This is a genomic window from Mesorhizobium sp. M0904, assembly GCF_040319475.1.
Taxonomy (GTDB): Bacteria; Pseudomonadota; Alphaproteobacteria; order Rhizobiales; family Rhizobiaceae; genus Mesorhizobium.
Genome location: NZ_JAMYOC010000001.1, coordinates 215,043 through 232,766 on the forward strand (window position 1 = coordinate 215,043; position 17,724 = coordinate 232,766).

Sequence of the window (17,724 nt, forward strand, 5' to 3'; positions counted from 1 at the left end):
GTTCTAGCCGCTTTTCAGCATGTAGCCGGCGCCGCGAACCGTGTGCAGGATCGGCTTGTCGAAGCCCTTCTCGATCTTGCCCCGCAGCCGAGAGATATGAACGTCGATGACGTTGGTCTGCGGATCGAAATGATAGTCCCAGACGTTCTCGAGCAGCATGGTGCGCGTCACCACCTGGCCGGCATGGCGCATCAGATATTCGAGCAGGCGGAACTCGCGCGGCTGCAGCGTTATCTCGCGCCCGGCGCGGCGCACCGAGTGCGACAGCCGGTCGAGTTCGAGATCACCGACCCGGTAGACGGTTTCGGCTTCCCTGGCGCTGGCGCGGCGGTTCAGCACCTCGACGCGGGCGAGCAGTTCGGAAAAGGCGTAGGGTTTGGTCAGGTAGTCGTCACCGCCGGCGCGCAGACCGGTGACCCGGTCGTCGACTTCGCCGAGCGCCGAAAGGATCAGGACGGGCGTCGTATTGCCTCTGGACCTGAGCCCGGCAATGACGGACAGGCCGTCGCGGCGCGGCATCATGCGGTCAACGACCATGACGTCATAGTCGCCGGAATCAGCGAGCGCGAAGCCGGTTTCGCCGTCGCCGGCGACATGGGCGGTATGGCCGGCCTCGGCGAACGCCTTCTGCAGGTAGTCGGCTGCCTCGCGATCGTCTTCTATGACGAGAATCTTCATAGAACCGTTATACGCGATTTCGCTGGAAGATTGAGTGGCCGGCATACGCATCGTGGCCTTCTCCATGGCGTATCGCGAACAAAGTGATTCAAGGATACGCGGTAAGTCTTTGTTTTAGCATGTCGTAGCCTAAAACCGCTTCACGCTTTGAGCGACATGTTCGAGCGGCAGCGGGCGATGGGAAGCCCGCTGCCGCTGGGGCGGAACACGATGACTGACTAACGTATTCAGGCCCCGTGCTTTCCCGTGCGGCGGCTCGGGGGTGTTGAAAACCGCCGCACCGGAAAAGTCAGCCCTTGGCGACAGGCAGTGCGACGAAGCGGTTACTGTCGTCGCGGGTGATCTGCATCAACACCGCTTTGCGGCCGGACTTCACCGCGTCGGCCATCGCCTTGTCGACGTCGGCGGTGCCGCTCACTTCCGTCGAATTGACGGAGGTGATGACGTCGCCGGGCTGGATGCCGCGATCGGCGGCATCGCTGTCGGGGTCGACGTCGGTCACCACAAGTCCCTTGCCATTTTCGGACTTGGTAACGGTCAGGCCGAGATCGGCGAGCGTGTCGGTCTTCGGTGCCGGAGCAGGCTGCTGGTCGGCCGAGGCCTGCTTGTCGCTCGACGGCAGCTTGCCAAGGTCGACCTTAACCGCCTCGCTCTTGCCGTTGCGCCACACCGTGACGTCGACCGATTTGCCGGGCGGGTAAGCGCCAATCAGTCGGGCGAGTTCCTTCGGCGAAGCAACGTCCTTGCCGTCCACCTGGGTGATCACGTCACCGGCGGTGATGCCGGCCTTCTTGCCGGGACCGTTGTCCTGCGCGCTGGCAACGAGCGCGCCTTTGCCGGACCCAAGGCCAAGCGACTCGGCGATTTCAGGCGTGACCGGCTGGATTTCGACGCCGAGCCAGCCGCGCTGGACGGTACCGTTCCTCATCAGGTCCTGCACGACCTGCTTGGCGGTCGAAGCGGGAATGTCGAAGGCAATGCCGACGCTGCCGCCCGACGGCGAGAAGATCGCGGTGTTGATGCCGACAACCTGGCCGTTGAGGTTGAAGGTCGGGCCGCCCGAATTGCCGCGGTTCACCGAGGCGTCGATCTGGATGAAGTCGTCATAGGGACCGGCGCCGATATCGCGGCCGCGGGCCGAAACGATGCCTGCGGTAACCGTGCCGCCGAGGCCGAACGGATTGCCGACAGCCACCACCCAGTCGCCGACGCGAACCTTGGAATCATCGGCGAAGTCGACATAGGTGAACCTGTTGCCGTCATCGACCTTGAGCACGGCAAGATCGGTGCGCGGATCGGTGCCGATCAGCTTGGCGTCGAGTTCCTTGCCGTCATTGGTCACCACGGTGAAGGCGGTCCCCTCCTCGACGACATGGTTGTTGGTGACGAGATAGCCGTCATCGGAGATGAAGAAGCCGGACCCTTGCGCCACCGGCCGCGGCTGGTCGTTGTTGCGGTCACGATGTCCAAAACGACGCATTCCGTTCGGGCCTTGGTCGCCAAAGCCGCGGAATTCGCGGAAGAAACGCCGCAGCTGCGGGTTATCGGGAAGATTGCCTAAGCCGTCCTCGTCGTCCATCTGGTCGGAACCGTCATCGGCCGTCGGCTGGATCTTGGCCTTGACGCGCACGCTGACAACCGCCGGCGAAACACGCTCGACCACATCGGCGAAGCTTGGGACCTGCGGTGCCTCGACACGCACGGCGTCGGCCAGCACCGGGGCTGTCCCGGTGGCAACGGCGCCGAAGCCGATCGCGCCGGCAATGGCCAGGGATGCGGCTGCGGCCAGCAGGCGTTTGCGAGTGCGAAGAGATGAATTGGGGGCAACATTCATGGTTCTCGTATCCTCTTTTCAAGGGACGCCCCTTGTTTGGCATCCTCGACAAAGGAAATAGAGAGCCGCACATTACGGCGCCATTTCCGGTACATGAAACTTTCGTAATGTATCGATCAATCGCGGCGGAGCATTGCGTCCAACGCCGCCTGCTCGTCCGCGGTCAGGGCATTGGTCGCCGTCGAGCGGCGCGAGCGGGCGGCCAGCAGGATAAACGTCCCGCCAACGAGCAGCAGAAGAACTGGCGTCCCCCAGAGCAAGACATTGCGCAGATTGAAGCGTGGCTTCAGCAGCACGAACTCGCCGTAGCGCGAAACGACATAGTCCATCACCTGCTGATCGGTATCGCCGGCGACCAGACGCTGGCGCACAAGGATGCGCAGGTCACGGGCGAGATCGGCATCGGACTCGTCGATCGACTGGTTCTGGCAGACCATGCAGCGCAGGCCTTCCGACAAAGCGCGCGCCCTCGCCTCGAGTGCCGGGTCGGCGAGCACCTCGTCGGGCTTGACCGCCTGCGCGGCGCCGGCGAACAACAGCGCCAGCAGCAGGACCAGCGAGGCCAGCGTGCTCCTTCTCATTGCGGGCTCGCCGATGGCATGGCGCCTGCAGGCTTGCGGCGCGACGGTGCGCCGACGCGCAGGCGGCGGTCAAGCAGCGACATCGCCGCGCCCGCCATCATCACCAATCCGCCGCCCCAGATCAGCGTCACCAGCGGCTTCCACCACAGACGAACGACCACCGAGCCATCGCTGCCCTCGTCGCCAAGCGAAAGATAGAGCTGGCTGAAGCCGATCGTCCTGATGCCGGATTCGGTTGTGGTCATCTGGCGCACCGGATACGAGCGCTTGGCCGAGGTGATCTCGCCTGCGACGCTGCCGTCGGCGCCAAGCAGGGCGAAGCGGCCGCGATCCTCACTGTAGTTAGGGCCCTGGGCCGGGTAGAGCCCCTCGAAGCGCAGCCTGTGACCGGACAGTTCGACGGTCTCGCCGGCATGCATCGACAGGATTTTTTCGGTGCCGAAGCAAAGCGTGCCGACAATGCCAAGCGTCGTCAGCCCGAGACCGAGATGCGCAAGCGCTGTGCCGAAGACCGAGCGCGGCAGGCCGGCGAAGCGCCTGAGCATGGTGGCGAGCGCGACGGTGCCGAAGCCGGATTTGACGCCGAGATCGGTGAGCGCACCGCAGATTAGCCAGAAGGCAAGGCCGACACCGAGCGCTGCGAATACCGATGCGCCATCGATGAACAAGGCCGTCACCAGTACGGCGAGCAGCGCCGCCGCGAAAGCCGCCATCAGGCGCTGGGCGACCGCGAAAATGTCGCCGCGCTTCCAGGCGAGCAGCGGCCCGAACGGCACGACGACCAAGAGCGGCACCATCAGCGGGCCGAATGTCAGGTTGAAGAACGGCGCGCCGACCGAAATCTTGTCGGCCGAAAGCGCCTCGACGGCGAGCGGGTAGAGCGTGCCGACCAGCACGGTGGCGGTGGCGGTGGTCAGGAACAGATTGTTCAGGACCAGCGCGCCTTCGCGCGAGATCGGGTGAAACAGGCCGCCGGCCGTCAGCCGGGAGGCGCGCAAGGCAAACAGCGCCAGCGAGCCGCCGATGAACAGCGTCAGGATGCAGAGGATGAAAACGCCACGCGTCGGATCGGTGGCGAATGCGTGCACCGAGGTCAGCACGCCGGAGCGCACCAGGAAGGTGCCGAGCAGCGACAGCGAGAAGGTCAGGATCGCCAGAAGCAGCGTCCAGATCTTCAGCGCCGAGCGCTTTTCCATGACGATGGCCGAATGCAGCAGCGCCGTGCCCGCCAGCCACGGCATGAAGGATGCGTTCTCGACCGGATCCCAGAACCAGAAGCCGCCCCAGCCGAGCTCGTAATAGGCCCAGTAGGAGCCCATGGCGATGCCGCCGGTCAGGAACATCCAGGCGACCAGCGTCCATGGCCTTACCCAGCGCGCCCACGAAGCGTCGATGCGGCCCTCGATGAGGGCGGCGACCGAGAAGGAAAAGCAGATCGAGAAACCGACATAGCCGAGATAGAGCAGCGGCGGATGGATGGCGAGGCCGAGATCCTGCAGGATCGGGTTGAGATCGCGTCCCTCGATAGGCGCCGGATTGAGCCTGACGAACGGGTTCGACGTCGTCAGGATGAACAGCAAGAACGTGGCGCCGATCGCTCCCTGCACGGCAAGCACATTGGCCCGGAGCGTCGCCGGAAGATTGCCGCCGAAAACGGCGACAAGCGCGCCGAAGAAGGTCAGGATCAGCACCCAGAGCAGCATCGAACCTTCGTGATTGCCCCAGGTTCCGGTGATCTTGTAGATCAGCGGCTGCAGCGAATGCGAGTTCTCCCAGACGCTCTCAACCGAAAAATCGGACCCTGCATAGGCGGTCGCCAGCGCTACGAAGGACAGCGCCGTCAAGGCAAAGCCGGTCAGCGCGGCGGGTGCGCCGACGGCCATCATCTTGTGGTTGCCGGTGCGCGCGCCGAACACCGGCACCACCGTCTGCACCAGGGCCAGCGCAAACGCCAGGACCAGGGCGAAATGTCCGGTTTCAACCATTGTCGCCGCACCCGCTAGATCTTGCCGCAGGTTCTTGCCGCAAAACCGTGGAACACTTTTGCGGAACCTGCTCAGTCACTCTTGCTCTCCTGCCACACGCCCTTGGCCTTGAGGCCGTCGGCCACTTCCTTGGGCATATAGGTCTCGTCATGCTTGGCGAGCACGCTGTCGGCGACAAAAATGCCGTCAGGGCCAAACGAGCCTTCGGTGATCACGCCCTGCCCTTCGCGGAAAAGATCGGGAAGAATGCCGGTATAGGTAACCTTGACGTCCTTCTGGTTGTCGGTCACCGAAAAGGCGACGGTGGCGCCTTGGCTACGCTCGACCGTGCCTTTTTCGACGAGGCCGCCGAGTCTGATGCGCTGGCCGGGCTGAAGGCTGGCGGTGGCCAGATCGGCCGGCATGTAGAAATAGGAGGCCTTCTGGCCAAGCGCATAGAAGGTCAGCCCGGTGGCAACACCGAGAAACCCCAGCCCTGCTGCGATCACCGACAGTCGTTTCTGCTTGCGCGTCATCGTCTACTCCGTCGCCGTCACGCCGAGCGAGGCAGCAAAGGCGGTGAATTTCCTGGCCTGGTCACTGTCCGCGCCAAAGACGGCGATACCGCGATTGAGCGCGTCACGCGCCTGATCTGTCTTGCCCAGCACGACATAAGAACGAACGAGCTGCATCCACCCTTCCTCGTCGCGCGGATTTTGCCGAAGCTTTTCATCGAGGCTGGCAACCATAGTGCTGATCATGGCTTGCCGGTCCTGCGGCGACATCGAGGAGGCAGCATCGATATCCTCGGCGCTCGGTCCTTTCGCGGGCGCTCCGGAAGCGACGCTGCGGGCGGCGGATTCGGCCACCGCCTGCTCGACGGCGCCGCGCCACGGCGAGCCCTGCGGCAAGGCGGCCAGCATCTTTTGCCAGGCCGCCGTGGCTTCAGCTATGCGGCCCTCCTGTGCCATGCCCATGGCGAGATAGAACGCGGCCTTCGGATTGGCCGGATCGAGCTTCAACGCCGCCTCGAACGCCGCCTGCGCTTCGGCCGAGACAATGCCGCCGGCCGCATTGGCTATCGCCTCGCCAAGACCCGCCTGACGGGCAGCGCTGTCGCCGTCGAGGCGGATGGCGTTGCGATAGGCGGTCACCGCATCGGCGTATCGCTGCATGCGCAGATAGACCGGCGCCAGAACGTCCCAGCCACGGCCATCGGATGGGTTGGCCGCCAGGTGCGCCTCGGCGCGGGCTATCAGCTCGTCGACCGAGCTGTCGGCGGGGTTCTTGGCCAGGCGTTCGCTGAGTGGCTGCGATGGCAGGTCGGGTGAGCCGAGCTGGCCATAGAGGCCCCAGCTGAGCAGCGGAACCACCAGCACGGCAGCCGTCGCCACCAGTCTTGTCGACCGCGACGGCTGCGTCGCCGTCTCGCCGGCCTGGCCGGCATTGCTCAGGCGAAGGATGCGGCGGGCGATTTCGGCGCGAGCCTCTTCGGCCTCCATCGGCTGGATCAGGCCACGCGCCATATCGCGGTCAAGCTCGGCCAGCTGGTCGCGATAGACTTCAAGGTCGTGATCGCCGGCAGCGGACGCGTTCTTCGATCCACCGGCCAACGGCAGCAGCACCGCCAGGCTTGCGCCCAGCGTCAGGATTGCGGCTATGACCCAGAACAGCATGGCTCTTCCAATAGAACGAGACCCCTGCCCTGCCAACACAAGCGTGCTGCGACGCTTTGGCGGAAACGGCCGGACCAGCTACGTCAGCGGCGTCCAGCTGCCGTCGGCATTGCGGCAGGCGGTTCCGCGCGCGGTGGCGCCGGCGGTGCCGGTAAACACCGTATGGGTGTATTGCCGGCAGTCCTGCGATCCGACGCGATAGGGCTGGGCGGCAACCACTTCGCCGCGATGGGCCGAACTGTCGCTCTTCCAAGCCACTTTCTGGCCGCTCGCCGTGTATTCAAGCGCCTTGTATTCCGCCTCGAGCGCGCTGCGTTTCTCGGTCTCGCTCAGGCCGGCGCCGATAGAGCCGCCGACGAGGCCGCCGCCCATGGCGGAGATGATCGTCGTCGCCACCTTGGCGCCGCTGGGGGGCGTGGCGGCCGGCGTTACCGTAACGGCCGGGCCCTTGCTGAGCGTTGTGCAGCCGGAGACGGCGAGCAGGGCGGAAACGAGCGCGACGCGAATCTTCATGCCAATACCGGCTTTCTTGAGCTGGACCGCCGCGCTGTCAGCAGGCTGGCGCGGCGATAATGTCGATGTTTGTCGGAAATTTGGCCGCAGCCGGCCACCTGGAAAAGCATTACTGAAGGCTCCGCAATCGAACCATCGCCTTCAATCCACCCATGACGGATCGTTCCAGCGCCAGAGAGCCTCCATACTCGTTGACAAGGTCGGCGACAATGGCAAGTCCGAGCCCGCTGCCCGGTTTTGTCTCGTCGAGACGCCGGCCGCGCTGCAATACCTCGCGCGCCTTGTCGTCGGGAATGCCGGGGCCGTCATCCTCGATGGCTATCTCGAATAGATTGGCCGCGCCTTCCTTGCTGGCGCCACCCTTGCTGGAGATTGGCTTCACGGAAACGGCAACCGCGCTCCTTGCCCATTTCATCGCATTGTCGAGCAGATTGCCGAGCAACTCCTCCAGGTCCTCGCGTTCGCCGGCAAAGACGATGTCGGTGGCCGGCAGTGAGAGCGACAGCGCCGTCTGCGGGTTGAGCTTCTGCAGCACCCGAACCATGCGCTGGACCAGCGGTGTCACCGGCGTTCGGTAGACGACGCTGTCGCGCTGCGCGGCGACACGGGCACGTTGCAGATAATGGTCCACTTGCTTCTGCATGGAAGCAGCCTGCTCAGCGATCAGCTGCCCCTTGGCGCCACCCAGCGCCCGCGCCTCGTTGAGCAGCACGGCAAGCGGTGTCTTCAGCGAGTGCGCCAGGTTGCCGACCTGCGTGCGCGACCGCTCGACGATACGCCTGTTGTTCTCGATCAGCGCATTGGTCTCGTTGGCGAGCGGCTCGATCTCGGCCGGGAAACGGCCGTCGAGGCGTTGCGCGGTTCCTTCGCGCACCATCGCAAGCGCATTCCTGACCCGGCGCAGCGGCTGCAGGCCGAGCAGGATCGCAATCGCGTTGATGGCGATCATGCCGACGCCGAACAGCGACAGATAGGTCAACAGACGCCGCTGGAAGGTAGCGATTTCCTGCTCGAGCTCGGTCTGGTTGCCCATGACACGGAAGCGCGCGGCGCGATTTTTCGCATCGAGGACGAACTCGCTCTCGAACACCTCCAACTGCTCGCCTTCGATGCCGTCCGCTGAATAGCTGCGCTGGAAGCTGGCATTGAAGGGCACCTCGGCAACGCTTGGCGACGGGATCGCCTTGGTCATTGACGACGAATGGAGATCGCCGTGCACGCCTTCCGAGGCGGGCTCGACCGACCAGTACCAGCCGGAATTCGGCTCCGAGAATCTCAAATCGCCAAGGTCGGGAGCGCCGGTCAACTGGCCGCCTTCGGAAACGCCCACCGAGCCGATCAGGTTGAACAGATGCGCCGAAAGCAGGCTGTCGAAACCGCGCTCGCTGGCCTGGCGATAGAGCGTGGTGATCAAGGTGAAGATGACCACCAGAGTGAGGATCGCCCAGACCGTGGAAAAGGCGATGACGCGAAACGCCAGCGAACGCGGCCATGACCGCAGCGACGGCGTGTTCGAGACGGCGGGTCTTGTAGGAAGCGGTTCCGCGTTACGCCTCCGGCTTACGCATGCGGTAGCCCATGCCGCGAACGGTTTCGATCATGTCGATGCCCATCTTCTTGCGAAGCCGTCCGACAAAGACCTCGATCGTGTTGGAATCGCGATCGAAATCCTGGTCGTAGAGATGCTCGACCAGTTCGGTCCGGGATACGACGTCGCCCATATGGTGCATGAGGTAAGCAAGCAAGCGGAATTCGTGCGAGGTCAGCTTCAGCGGTACGCCGTCGACGTCGGCCTTGGAGGCCTTGGTGTCGAGACGCAGCGGCCCGCAGGTCAGCTCGGACGAGGCATGCCCGGCAGCGCGCCGGATCAGAGCGCGCACCCTGGCCAGAATTTCCTCGATGTGGAAGGGTTTGGTGACGTAGTCGTCGGCGCCGGCGTCGATGCCGGCAACCTTGTCGCTCCAGCGGTCGCGTGCCGTCAGGATCAGCACCGGCATCTTGCGGCCGCCGCGCCGCCAGCGCTCGACCACGCTGATGCCGTCCATCTGCGGCAGGCCGATGTCGAGCACCACGGCATCATAGGGCTCGGTGTCGCCGAGAAAATGCCCTTCCTCGCCGTCGAAAGCGCGGTCGACGACATAGCCGGCATCGACCAGCGCGTCGCCGATCTGCCGGTTGAGATCCTTGTCATCTTCGACGACGAGTACGCGCATGCGGAAGGCCTGTTGAAGCTGTTCAGATATAGGCCGATTCCGGCAGACTGGGAAACGGCACGGTTCAGTTCAGCGGAACGACGATCTCCGAGCGACGGGGACGCTGCCCGTCCTTGCCCGGAACGAGCACGACGATGACGCAGACCGGCTTGCCGGCGCGTGTCGACTGCGAGGCCTTGGCCAAGGTGCCGCCATTCTGCTCCGCCACCTGCTGGCCGATCGCGTAGCAGTCGGACGCGGCGAGGACGACCGGCTGGGGCCGCTCGGGCGTGACAGCGGGGATCGCCATCGCTTGCGACGCAAGCAGGCCGGCGGCTGAGAGCGCCAGTGCCGCGGTCCGGAAGTGGGAGCGAAGGGTTTTCATGGCCAGCGTTCTAACGCGCCGGTGCTGAACGTGATATGAACGGTGAACGCTCGAATGCATGCCCGTTACCGGATTGCCCTTTCGCTGCCCATCCCGCGAAATTGCCAAGTTAACCTAGCCCTCCGATCCTTCGCCGACAACCGGGCATCGTTTGGCGGTGAAAGGCAATCGCTTCAGGTTTGCCCCGACTTCGACAATCGATCCGGCAACCGAAGGCAGATTCAGCCGAACCGACCGGAAATAAAAAAACCCGCTCTGCGACGGGTCATTGGCGCCAATCAGCACCATAGCCAAATTAGTAGCATAGCTGCCGGCACAAAGCAAGAACAAAATTGCCCGATTTTACGGAAAGTGCCCGACGCTCAGCCGTCTTCCTCGATCACGGCGCGGAAGCGCAGCAGCCCGTGATGGGCCGAAAGGTCCTCGTCGTAGCGGGCTTCGGCGAATTCGAGCTTGAGATGGGCGCGACGATGTTCACCAAGCGAGAGCGCCGCATCTCGCAGGCGGGCGCTGACCAGGTCCATGATGTCGGTGGTTTCCTTGCTGGCCTCGGACTTCGACCAGACATGCAGCGTCAGCAACTGCTCGGCGTTGTTCTCCGTCCCCGTTGCCCAGTCGTAGACGCTGGTGCGGCCGAAGGTCATGTGGGGGAACGCAACATTTTCCGGGGCATGGTCGAACAGTTTTGCATCGCCCAGTGCCGCCGACAGGTCGGGATCGCCGTTCACTGCCTCGAATATTGCCCTCTGCAATTCGACGGCCGGCGCGGTCATTGTCTTTGCCCTCGCCCGTCGCGTCGACCTCCCGGCTGCGTAGCTGCGTTGCATGACGGCATCCCGGCAAAAGCGCGAATCAGCGCGTCTCATACGGATTATGAACCTTCATGACCTCGGGAATAAGCCCTGCTCCTGGAATGCGCGACGCCGCAGCCCTCTGCGTCACGGACCCCTTGACCGGCTGAACGGTCGCGACGTCAAGCGGCGAGCGAAGGCGGACCGGAAGCCCTGAGAAAGCGTCTTGTGGACGGATTGCGACGGATCTAGCGAAAATCGGCCGCAGTCAGCACATATATGCTCCTGCGGGTGCGGGCATAGGCATTCCTGGCGACATCGTGGATCGAGTTGGAAGCCGTGTCGAAGGCTGCCAGGTAGGTAGCTTCTGAGGCCGCCGTTCCCGGCTGCATCTTGGAGATGGCATCGGTAGCGACAGAGAAGGAAATCTGGAACATGCCGTCATGGCCGACGAAGCGGATGCGTTTGCTTGCCTCGTCGTAGCTGCGGCTGGGATTGGGAAATGTCAGGCTCATGGTTTCGCCTCCATCGATGCGGATACGGCCTTCTTGACTGCCCGTGACGCCCGCTTCTTCTTTGCGGCGACCGGATTCAGAGCTTCCGCCGCGCGGTCCGCCTCTTCCTTGGCCAGTCGCAATTCCCTCAGCCTTGCCGTTTTGATGCTCCTGGCCTTGGCCTCCGAGAGATATTCGGCAGTTGCTTTGTTCCGTTCCGCCGTCTTCTTCTGGTTTTCCATGAAGCGAGCCTGAGCTTTTTCCATGATGTTCTGATTGCCTTCGGCCATCGGTAAAATCTCCCTTGCAGCGAAAGTCATGACTGTGAACTTCATCGTAAAATAGGTGTTCAAAGACAGAAATTCAATTTCATTAATATTCGGCAGGACCCGAACACCAAGGGATGACCAGGCAAGATAATACGTTCAATATTTTATATGCCCTATGAATATTTTTTGGCACTCCTATCAATCGAGTGCCAAGGCGCCTATAGAGAGGGGGCGGCCGCCTAAGCCGGCCCCAGAAAGAGTCCCCATGAAATTCCGGCCACTCCACGATCGCGTCGTCATTCGGCGCGCCGAAAGCGACACCAAATCCAAGGGCGGCATCATCATCCCCGACAATGCCAAAGAAAAACCGCAGGAAGGCGAAGTGATCGCTGTCGGGCCGGGCGCGCGGGACGAAAGCGGCGCGCTGATCCCGCTCGACGTCGAGGCCGGCGATCTCATTCTGTTCGGCAAATGGTCCGGCACCGAGGTCAAGATAGACGGCGAGGACCTTCTGATCATGAAGGAGGCCGACGTCATGGGCATCATCGAAAAAAGCGAGACGGGCATCATCGACAAGACCGTGGCTGCCAAGAAGGCCGCCTGATTGGAAGGCCGCGCGCCCTCCCGCGCGCGCAAAGGACGCTCCGAGCTTTGATTCAGGCGCTGCAAGCGCCTTGCCACGACAACCGAACTGGAAAAGATCATGTCTGCCAAGGAAATCAGATTCTCCACCGACGCGCGTGACCGCATGCTGCGCGGCGTCGAAATCCTCAACAACGCCGTCAAGGTGACGCTCGGCCCCAAAGGCCGCAACGTCATCATCGACAAGGCCTACGGCGCGCCGCGCATCACCAAGGACGGGGTGGCCGTGGCAAAGGAAATCGAGCTTTCCGACAAGTTCGAAAACATGGGCGCACAGATGGTGCGCGAAGTGGCCTCGAAAACCAACGACCTCGCCGGCGACGGCACCACCACCGCCACGGTGCTTGCCGCTTCCATCCTGCGCGAGGGCGCCAAATTCGTTGCCGCCGGCATGAACCCGATGGACCTCAAGCGCGGCATCGACCTTGCCATCAGCGCCGTCGTAAAGGAAATCCAGGCCCGAGCCAAGAAGGTCAAGTCCTCAGGCGAGATCGCGCAGGTCGGCACCATTGCCGCCAATGGCGACACCAGTGTCGGCGCCATGATCGCCAAGGCGATGGACAAGGTCGGCAATGACGGCGTCATTACCGTCGAGGAGGCCAAGACCGCCGAAACCGAGCTAGACGTCGTCGAAGGCATGCAGTTCGACCGCGGCTATCTCTCGCCCTATTTCGTCACCAATGCCGAGAAGATGCGCGCCGAGCTGGAAGACCCTTACGTCCTCATCCACGAAAAGAAGCTCGGAAATCTGCAGGCCCTGCTGCCCATCCTCGAAGCCGTGGTGCAAAGCGGGAGGCCGCTGTTGATCATCTCCGAGGACGTCGAGGGCGAGGCGCTGGCAACGCTGGTCGTCAACAAGCTGCGCGGCGGCCTCAAGGTAGCGGCCGTCAAGGCGCCTGGCTTCGGTGACCGCCGCAAGGCGATGCTGGAAGACATCGCCGTGCTCACCGCCGGACAGATGATTTCCGAGGATCTCGGCATCAAGCTGGAGAACATTACCATAGACATGCTCGGCCGCGCCAAGCGCGTGCTGATCGAGAAGGACACCACCACGATCATCGACGGCGCCGGCGAGAAGACCACCATCCAGGCGCGCGTCCAGCAGATCAAGGCGCAGATCGAGGAAACCACGTCCGACTATGACAAGGAGAAGCTGCAGGAACGTCTCGCCAAGCTGGCGGGCGGCGTTGCCGTCATCCGCGTCGGCGGCGCCACCGAATCCGAGGTCAAGGAAAAGAAGGACCGCATCGACGATGCGCTGAACGCCACGCGCGCGGCCGTTGAAGAAGGCATCGTTCCGGGCGGCGGTGTCGCGTTGCTGCGCGCCAAGGCTGTGCTGAACGGGATGACCGGAGCCAATGCCGATGTGACGGCGGGCATTTCGATCGTGTCGAGAGCGCTCGAAGCGCCGATCCGGCAGATCGCCGAGAATTCCGGCGTCGAAGGTTCGATCGTCGTCGGCAAGCTCGCCGACGGCAAGGATCACAATCAGGGCTTCGATGCCCAGAACGAGGTCTATGTCGACATGATCAAGGCCGGCATCGTCGACCCGGCGAAGGTGGTACGGACGGCGCTGCAGGACGCGGGCTCCATTGCGGCGCTTCTGATCACGGCGGAAGCCATGATCACCGACGTTCCGGCGAAGGAAGCCGCTGCTTCGCCCGGCGGCATGGGCTATTGACCAGCCACTGCCGGAAACAAGCCTGAAAGACAGCCGCCGGGTATCCCCGGCGCGCACCATCGGCAAGGAGATCGATCAATGATCGCATTCGTCCCGAAGCCAAATGCAGCGGCGAAAATCGAAGTGGCCGAGGAAAGCCGCTTCGATCGCATTCGCAGGCTTGCCGACAAGCACAGGAAAGCCAACGCCGGTATGATAGGCCGCGACCCGAAAAAGATCGCGGACAAGCGTCCCATGTGACGCTGCCGATCCTCAGCACCCACGCAAGCGCGGAACCTTCATCGCCCTTGTAGGCAGCACCAAAATGGACGAATAGTCTTGAAAGGCGCGCCGCCGTGAAATTGCCGGCATGCGGTTTCTCAGTTGGCGGCGTCCCCGCAGCCGGATCCTGGAATGGCCAGTCCTTTGGAACCACGCAAGAGAAGAGGTCCGATCGCCGCAAGGCTGCTGGCGGTGGATGCGTGGATCGATTCCTCTGCCTACGAAATCGGCTTCAGGGCGCGCCAGTTCTGGGAGGCGGCCACCATCTTCTCGCGGCGTTTCCGCGTCGGCGGCTGGCGCCGCGGCCTGATCGAACTGTTGAGTGAAGGCTTTACGCTCGGTGCCGGCGGCATCGTCGTCCTTTTGGCGCTGGCCTTGCCGGCCTTCCAGATAACCGCCGGCGACTGGCGCACGCAAGGCGACTTCGCCGTCACCTTCCTAGACCGCTACGGCAACGAGATCGGCCAGCGGGGCATCATCCAGCGCGATTCGGTGCCGGTCGACGAGATGCCCGACCATGTCATCAAGGCGGTGCTGGCCACCGAGGACCGCCGTTTCTTCGACCATTACGGCATCGATGTGCTCGGCCTGTCGCGGGCGATATTCGAGAATGTGCGGGCCAATTCCGTCGTCCAGGGCGGCTCGAGCATCACCCAGCAGCTGGCCAAGAACCTGTTCCTGACCAACGAACGGACCTTCGAGCGCAAGATCAAGGAAGCCTTCCTGTCGCTGTGGCTCGAAGCCAATCTCTCGAAGAAGGAAATCCTGCAGCTTTACCTCGACCGCGCCTACATGGGCGGCGGCACTTTCGGCATCGAGGCAGCAGCCGATTTCTATTTCGGCAAGAGCGTCAAGGACCTGAACCTTGCCGAGGCGGCGATGCTGGCCGGCCTGTTCAAGGCGCCGACCAAATACGCGCCGCACATAAACCTGCCCGCCGCCCGTGCGCGGGCCAATGTGGTACTGTCCAATCTGGTCGATTCCGGCTTCATGACCGAAGGCCAGGTGCTGCAGGCAAGATTACACCCGGCCGAAATCGTCGACCGCGGCGAGCAGAAGAGCCCCGATTATTACCTCGACTGGGCCTTCGACGAGGTCAAGAAGATCGCCGCCAAAGGCGGCCCGCACTCGCTTGTCGCCCACACCACCTTCGACGCCAACATCCAGAAGGCGGCCGAAGAATCGATGGAGTTCCACCTCCGCCAGTTCGGCAAGGAATACAACGTCACCGAGGGCGCCATCGTCGTCATCGAGACCAACGGCGCCGTCCGGGCGATCGTCGGCGGCCGCGACTACGGCGCCAGCCAGTTCAACCGCGCCACCAAGGCACTTCGCCAGACCGGCTCCTCGTTCAAGCCCTATGTCTATGCGACGGCGATGGAGCATGGCTTCACGCCGGATTCGGTGGTGTCCGGCGGACCCATCTCCTGGGGCAGCTGGTCGCCCCACAATTACAATGGCGGGTCGGCCGGCAAGGTGACGCTGATCACGGCGATGGCCAAATCAATCAACACCGTGCCGGTGCGGCTGGCTAAGGATTATCTCGGCATCAAGCCGATCAAGGCGATGGCGGAAGCCATGGGCGTCGAGTCGCCGCTGGAATCGCACAAGACCATGGTGCTCGGTACATCGGGCATGACTGTGATGGACCAGGCGACGGGCTACAGCGTGTTCGCCCAGAACGGCTTTGCCGGAACCCGGCACGGCATAAGCCAACTCTTCAACCGTACCGGCGAGGTGGTCTACGACTTCGCTAAGGACGCGCCGCCGCCGCACCGGGTGCTGTCGGAGCAGGCGCTCAAATACATGAACACCATGCTGGCCGCCGTTCCGGTGATCGGTACGGCCCGGCGCGCGGCCCTTCCAAACATCGTTGTCGCCGGCAAGACCGGCACGACGCAATCCTACCGCGATGCCTGGTTCGTCGGTTTTACCGGCAACTACACAGCCGCCGTCTGGCTCGGTAACGACGACTTCACCGCGACCAACAAGATGACCGGCGGCACGCTGCCGGCAATGGTGTGGCAGCGGCTGATGCTCTATGCGCACCAGAATATAGACCTGAAACCGATCCCCGGTATCGATCACCCCTTCGTCGATGCCGAAATTGCCGCCAAGGCCGAGGAAGCGGAAAAGAAGAACGCCGAACAGGCAGCAGCCGACGCCGACGCCGAGCGTCCGCCGGTGCTGTCCAGCCGGACCACCCGGACCCTGAAAGAACTGACCAGGCTTTTCCAGGCGGCACCCGTGCTCGACGCGCCCGCTGCACCGGAGACCCTGTCGGCGCTGTGACGGCCAATTCCGCGGGGCCGCTTGCCATAAGCCCCTGCGCCGAGATATCCCGGGCCGCAATCTTTCTGTCCCCGGCCTTCGGTTCTCTCGGCTCCTCATGCTCAAGAACGCCTTCCTGACGCTGCTTTCGCTTGCCATCGCCATCGGTGGCGGTGGCGCCAGCGTCTGGTACGCGCTGAAGCTGCAGGATGGCGTCGGCGCCATCAGGATCGGGCAATGGACCGCCTTCCCGGATATCGGCACGCCGACGGCGGATCCTTATTCCAAAGCCCGGGTGGCTCGCGAAGGCGTGCTGGCGCTTGGACAGGCGGAAGGGCTGTCCTTCATAGCCGAACGCGATTCCGGCGGCGAACAGCTCAAGCGGCAATGCGCCTACAAGATTGCGGGCGGTTTTCCCACCGCTCGGTTCTGGACGCTTTATGCCGCCGACCAGTCGCTTGGCGTGGTCGAGACCGGCACGCCGAGGCCGGCTGCGCTGCAGTCCTATCAAGTGCTGCGCCAGGCCGACAATTCGGTGGTCATTTCCGTCGGCAGCCGCCCTGCACCTGGCAACTGGCTACTGACCAGCGGCGCCGGCAAGATGTACTTGGTGCTCACGTTCTACGACACACCGATCGCCAGCAGCACCGGTCTGTCGGACGTCACGCTGCCGCAGATCCAGAAGGTCGGCTGCAATGCGTAGCCTGCTGCATGCCGTGCTGCTCGGCCTGCTCGGCGCCGGCATCGTGCACATCGTCGTGCTGCTGCTCGTCCCCGAGTTCTCCGAACGCGACGCCTGGTCGCGATTGGCCATGGCTTCGGATCTCTACAAGATGACCAGGCTCGACGCGGAAGCCGGCGGCGCGCCGGTGGTGAAATCGGTCGATCCGCTGTTTTATGCGGCGGCTTGCCGCTTCGACCTTGCCGAGGGGATGGTGCGGGTCAAGGCGCCGGGCAAGGTGCCATTCTGGTCGATATCGGTCTATGACCGCGGGGGCCACAACATCTACTCGTTCAACGACCACAGCGCGACCGCAGGCGTGCTCGACACCGTTGTGCTGACGCCGGCCCAGATGATCGAGGTCCGCAAGGATCTTCCCGAGGAACTGCAAGGGGCCATCTTCGTCGAGGCGCCGATAGAGGAAGGCGTGTTCGTCATCCGTTCGTTCGTGCCCGACGACAGCTGGAAGCCGATTGTCTCGCGCTTTCTCGAACAGAGTTCCTGCGAACTGCAGGATTTTTAGGCCGGTTCCGATGCTCAGTGGTGCGGTACCGGCAATGTTCCCGACGGTCCCGGCTTGTCGGGGCCGGTCGGCCGCGTTTCGGCCGTCAGCGGCCGCTGCTCGTAGCGCACCCCGGGAAATATGATCACTGCCGCCGGCGCGGCTTGTTGTGCTCGATTGGTTGCCGCCGTTCGCGGCACGAAAGACAGTACCATGCCCATGGTTCGCGTATTCCTCTCGGTTGCCCCGGAGCACAACGCAACGCCTCC

The 17,724-nt window shown here is 63.5% G+C and carries 20 protein-coding genes; 6 read left to right on the top strand and 14 right to left on the bottom strand.

Going from position 1 to position 17,724, the window contains the following annotated elements; genetic code table 11:
* Nucleotides 1-3: 3 nt before the first annotated feature.
* From NKH80_RS01155 to NKH80_RS01215, 13 genes are all read right to left on the bottom strand, one after another.
* The gene (locus NKH80_RS01155; protein WP_254819962.1) at nucleotides 4-678 is read right to left on the bottom strand and encodes a response regulator transcription factor; all 675 of its coding nucleotides are present in this window, start codon (nucleotides 676-678) and stop codon (nucleotides 4-6) included.
* A 289-nt stretch (nucleotides 679-967) separates the two neighbouring features.
* On the bottom strand, nucleotides 968-2,512 hold the full coding sequence (locus NKH80_RS01160) for a Do family serine endopeptidase (protein WP_352690015.1): 1,545 nt from the start codon (nucleotides 2,510-2,512) through the stop codon (nucleotides 968-970).
* Nucleotides 2,513-2,628: 116 nt separating this feature from the next.
* Entirely contained in the window at nucleotides 2,629-3,093 is a 465-nt protein-coding gene (locus NKH80_RS01165) for a cytochrome c-type biogenesis protein (RefSeq protein WP_352647241.1), read from the bottom strand.
* A complete protein-coding gene (locus NKH80_RS01170; protein WP_352989111.1) occupies nucleotides 3,090-5,078 on the bottom strand; it encodes a heme lyase CcmF/NrfE family subunit in 1,989 nt (662 codons plus the stop codon). Before NKH80_RS01170 ends, NKH80_RS01165 begins: the two co-directional genes overlap by 4 nt.
* A 71-nt stretch (nucleotides 5,079-5,149) precedes the next feature.
* Nucleotides 5,150-5,593, bottom strand: coding sequence for a cytochrome c maturation protein CcmE (gene ccmE, locus NKH80_RS01175; RefSeq protein WP_023677821.1), 444 nt, complete (start codon nucleotides 5,591-5,593; stop codon nucleotides 5,150-5,152).
* A gap of 3 nt (nucleotides 5,594-5,596) precedes the next feature.
* The gene (gene ccmI / locus NKH80_RS01180; RefSeq protein ID WP_352989114.1) at nucleotides 5,597-6,733 is read right to left on the bottom strand and encodes a c-type cytochrome biogenesis protein CcmI; all 1,137 of its coding nucleotides are present in this window, start codon (nucleotides 6,731-6,733) and stop codon (nucleotides 5,597-5,599) included.
* 78 nt (nucleotides 6,734-6,811) lie between these two features.
* Complete coding sequence (locus tag NKH80_RS01185; protein WP_352690020.1) at nucleotides 6,812-7,246, bottom strand: RT0821/Lpp0805 family surface protein; 435 nt, start codon at nucleotides 7,244-7,246, stop codon at nucleotides 6,812-6,814.
* A gap of 109 nt (nucleotides 7,247-7,355) precedes the next feature.
* Nucleotides 7,356-8,711 (bottom strand): ATP-binding protein, encoded by a 1,356-nt coding sequence (locus tag NKH80_RS01190; protein ID WP_502899853.1) that lies wholly within the window; start codon nucleotides 8,709-8,711, stop codon nucleotides 7,356-7,358.
* A gap of 82 nt (nucleotides 8,712-8,793) precedes the next feature.
* The gene (locus NKH80_RS01195) at nucleotides 8,794-9,459 is read right to left on the bottom strand and encodes a response regulator transcription factor (protein WP_352588745.1); all 666 of its coding nucleotides are present in this window, start codon (nucleotides 9,457-9,459) and stop codon (nucleotides 8,794-8,796) included.
* A 64-nt stretch (nucleotides 9,460-9,523) separates the two neighbouring features.
* Complete coding sequence (locus tag NKH80_RS01200; protein ID WP_352690022.1) at nucleotides 9,524-9,823, bottom strand: hypothetical protein; 300 nt, start codon at nucleotides 9,821-9,823, stop codon at nucleotides 9,524-9,526.
* A gap of 362 nt (nucleotides 9,824-10,185) precedes the next feature.
* Entirely contained in the window at nucleotides 10,186-10,596 is a 411-nt protein-coding gene (locus tag NKH80_RS01205; RefSeq protein ID WP_352989117.1) for a DUF3168 domain-containing protein, read from the bottom strand.
* Between the two features lie 266 nt (nucleotides 10,597-10,862).
* Nucleotides 10,863-11,129 carry a DUF1488 family protein gene (locus NKH80_RS01210; RefSeq protein ID WP_254819951.1) on the bottom strand — a complete coding sequence of 89 codons (267 nt, stop codon included), beginning with the start codon at nucleotides 11,127-11,129 and terminating at the stop codon, nucleotides 10,863-10,865.
* Entirely contained in the window at nucleotides 11,126-11,398 is a 273-nt protein-coding gene (locus NKH80_RS01215) for a hypothetical protein (protein WP_352690026.1), read from the bottom strand. The genes NKH80_RS01210 and NKH80_RS01215 overlap by 4 nt, the downstream gene beginning before the upstream one ends.
* A gap of 244 nt (nucleotides 11,399-11,642) precedes the next feature.
* Between NKH80_RS01215 and NKH80_RS01220 the strand changes: the two genes are divergently transcribed.
* The 6 genes from NKH80_RS01220 (at nucleotide 11,643) to NKH80_RS01245 (ending at nucleotide 17,476) form a co-directional block, all read left to right on the top strand.
* Nucleotides 11,643-11,981 (top strand): co-chaperone GroES, encoded by a 339-nt coding sequence (locus NKH80_RS01220; protein WP_254819949.1) that lies wholly within the window; start codon nucleotides 11,643-11,645, stop codon nucleotides 11,979-11,981.
* A 99-nt stretch (nucleotides 11,982-12,080) separates the two neighbouring features.
* Nucleotides 12,081-13,700, top strand: coding sequence for a chaperonin GroEL (gene groL, locus NKH80_RS01225; protein WP_352690028.1), 1,620 nt, complete (start codon nucleotides 12,081-12,083; stop codon nucleotides 13,698-13,700).
* Nucleotides 13,701-13,778: 78 nt separating this feature from the next.
* The gene (locus NKH80_RS01230; RefSeq protein WP_352479526.1) at nucleotides 13,779-13,940 is read left to right on the top strand and encodes a hypothetical protein; all 162 of its coding nucleotides are present in this window, start codon (nucleotides 13,779-13,781) and stop codon (nucleotides 13,938-13,940) included.
* 153 nt (nucleotides 13,941-14,093) lie between these two features.
* Nucleotides 14,094-16,253: a transglycosylase domain-containing protein gene (locus NKH80_RS01235; protein WP_352752363.1), complete on the top strand. Its 2,160-nt coding sequence runs from the start codon at nucleotides 14,094-14,096 to the stop codon at nucleotides 16,251-16,253.
* Between the two features lie 97 nt (nucleotides 16,254-16,350).
* Entirely contained in the window at nucleotides 16,351-16,935 is a 585-nt protein-coding gene (locus NKH80_RS01240) for a DUF1214 domain-containing protein (RefSeq protein ID WP_352706148.1), read from the top strand.
* Nucleotides 16,928-17,476 carry a DUF1254 domain-containing protein gene (locus tag NKH80_RS01245; RefSeq protein ID WP_254819944.1) on the top strand — a complete coding sequence of 183 codons (549 nt, stop codon included), beginning with the start codon at nucleotides 16,928-16,930 and terminating at the stop codon, nucleotides 17,474-17,476. The genes NKH80_RS01240 and NKH80_RS01245 overlap by 8 nt, the downstream gene beginning before the upstream one ends.
* Nucleotides 17,477-17,490: 14 nt before the next feature.
* Here the strand turns inward: NKH80_RS01245 and NKH80_RS01250 are convergent, their stop codons facing one another.
* Nucleotides 17,491-17,676, bottom strand: coding sequence for a hypothetical protein (locus NKH80_RS01250; protein ID WP_254819943.1), 186 nt, complete (start codon nucleotides 17,674-17,676; stop codon nucleotides 17,491-17,493).
* Nucleotides 17,677-17,724 lie beyond the last annotated feature (48 nt).